General features: G+C 72.3%; 2 protein-coding genes. Both read left to right on the top strand.

The genetic code is table 11. The features are described 5' to 3' along the window. Nucleotides 1-434 precede the first annotated feature (434 nt). Nucleotides 435-1,388 (top strand): sensor histidine kinase, encoded by a 954-nt coding sequence (locus C1J00_RS42160; protein WP_102914086.1) that lies wholly within the window; start codon nt 435-437, stop codon nt 1,386-1,388. A 2-nt stretch (nt 1,389-1,390) separates the two neighbouring features. Beyond that, nucleotides 1,391-2,074, top strand: coding sequence for a response regulator (locus tag C1J00_RS42155; RefSeq protein ID WP_102914085.1), 684 nt, complete (start codon nt 1,391-1,393; stop codon nt 2,072-2,074). Nucleotides 2,075-2,353 lie beyond the last annotated feature (279 nt).

The raw sequence follows: 2,353 nt of genomic DNA, 5'->3' as shown, positions 1-2,353 counted from the left end.
CACCCTAGAGTTCGTCGGCAGCGTCAGATGTGTATAAGGGACAGGTGCGGGTGACATCGAGCGACATGGTCGGTCCCTCTTCTCGGTGGCGGACGGCGGGTGCGCGGGTCGGTCATGCGCGGCGGGCGGCCCGGCGACGTGGCCGGGCCGCCCGTCCGCTGTCGGGTGGTCGTGTGAGTTCCAGCCTGGCCCGGTCCGCGGCGGATACCCATCGGGTGCGGGCCCCATTTGCACCGGTGCGAGGGACCCATGCGGCCGTGCCATGGGTGGTGCGTGCCCGGGGAAATGGGGGCCAGGTCCCATGGACGGGACGCGCGGGAAGGGGCAGCCTGGCCGCAGGCTTGCTCGAACGCCCGGCCCGCGAACGCGGTGGGCTCGGCGATGCCCGACAGTGGAGGTGAGACAGAGTTCGTAGAAGGGGAGGCGCGGGGACGGTGTCCTTGTTCTGGCGGATCTTCGCGCTCAATGCCGTGGTGCTGGGCGCGGCCACGGCCTTGCTGCTGTTGGCTCCGGTGACCGTCTCGGTGCCGGTGCTGTTGACCGAGGCGGTGATTCTGGTCGGCGGGCTGGCCGTGATGCTCGTCGCGAACGCCGCACTGCTGCGGTTCGGCCTGGCCCCGCTGGACCGGCTCACGAAGCTGATGGCCACCGTGGACCTGCTGCGCCCCGGCCAGCGCCTGCCCGCTTCCGGCGGCGGCGGGGTCGCCGAGCTGATCCGTACGTTCAACGCCATGCTGGAGCGGCTGGAGCAGGAACGGGCCGCGAGCAGCGCCCGGGCCCTGCTGGCCCAGGAGGCGGAGCGCCGGCGCATCGCCCAGGAACTGCACGACGAGGTCGGCCAGAGCATGACCGCGATCCTGCTGGGACTCAAGCGCTGCGCGGACGACGCTCCGGAGCCGCAGCGCGCGGAGTTGCAGGAACTTCAGGAGATCACCCGGGAGAGCCTGGACGAGGTGCGCCGCCTGGTGCGCCGGCTGCGGCCCGGCGTGCTGGACGATCTGGGCCTGGTCAGCGCGCTGACCTCGCTCAGCGAGGACTTCGCCGCCCATACCGGGCTGCTGGTCACGCGCCGCTTCGACGCCGACCTGCCCCCGCTGGATCGGGAGACGGAGCTGGTTCTCTACCGCATCGCGCAGGAGTCCCTGACCAACGTCGCCCGCCACGCGGACGCCGGACGGGTCACCGTCGCCCTGCGCCGCGCCGACGACGGCGTGGTGCTGACGGTGACCGACGACGGCAGCGGCATCGAGGCACCCCGCGAAGGCGCCGGCATCCGCGGGATGCGCGAGCGGGCCCTGCTCGTCGAGGGCATCCTCGAGATCACCCCGGCACCCCGGTCCGGCACCCGGGTCCAGCTCACCGCGCCCCTCGCAAGGAAGCAGTTCTGACCATGCCCGACACGGCCATGCCCGCTCCGGCGGATGCGAGCACGATCCGCATCCTGCTCGCCGACGACCACGCACTGGTGCGCCGCGGTGTGCGGCTCATTCTCGACCAGCAGCCGGACCTCGAAGTGGTCGCCGAGGCCGGTGACGGGGCCGAGGCCATCGAGCTGGCCCGCACCCGCGATGTCGACCTGGCCGTGCTCGACATCACCATGCCGCGGCTGACCGGTCTGCAGGCCGCCCGCGAACTGGCCACTGCCAGGCCGGGCTTGCGGATCCTGATGCTCACCATGCACGACAACGAGCAGTACTTCTTCCAGGCCTTGAAGGCCGGCGCGAGCGGGTATGTGCTGAAGTCGGTGGCCGACCGTGACCTGGTCGCCGCCTGCCGGGCCGCCATGCGGGACGAGCCCTTCCTGTACCCCGGCGCGGTCACCGCCCTGATCCGCAACTACCTTGACCGGGCACGCCAAGGCCAGGAAGACCCCGACCGGATTCTCACGCCGCGTGAGGAGGAGGTCCTCAAGCTGGTCGCCGAGGGCAACTCCTCCAAGGAGATCGCCGATCTGCTGTTCATCAGCATCAAGACCGTCCAGCGCCATCGCGCCAACCTGCTGCAGAAGCTCGGCCTGCGCGACCGTCTCGACCTGACCCGCTACGCGATCCGGGCCGGACTGATCGAGCCCTGACCGGGAGCCGGGCCCGGCCGACACGCCACGACGAGAGGGGGGACGGTGCGCCACAGCGCGCGCACGGCGCCCGTCGTCCGCCCTGGCCGCCCTCGCCCTGGCCTGCTACGGATCTCACAGCGCGCGAAGCCGTCTCGGGAAGGCGCGGCGGTCACGACGTGAGGCGGTCCAGCGCGGTCAGGACCGGGGCCACGCCGTCCTCCTCGGCCAGGCGGCGGGCCAGCTCCCGGGCGTGGCCGCGGTGCCGGGGGTCGCCCGTGGCGCGGCGCAGGGCGGGGG

The sequence above is a fragment of the Streptomyces cahuitamycinicus genome, from assembly GCF_002891435.1.
Lineage (GTDB): Bacteria > Actinomycetota > Actinomycetes > Streptomycetales > Streptomycetaceae > Streptomyces > Streptomyces cahuitamycinicus.
This window is presented reverse-complemented; position numbering and strand designations above follow the sequence as displayed.

Coding starts and splice junctions, on each gene's coding strand:
- C1J00_RS42155 (WP_102914085.1), top strand. CDS start 1,391: ATGCCCGACACGGCCATGCCCGCTCCGGCGGATGCGAGCACGATCCGC.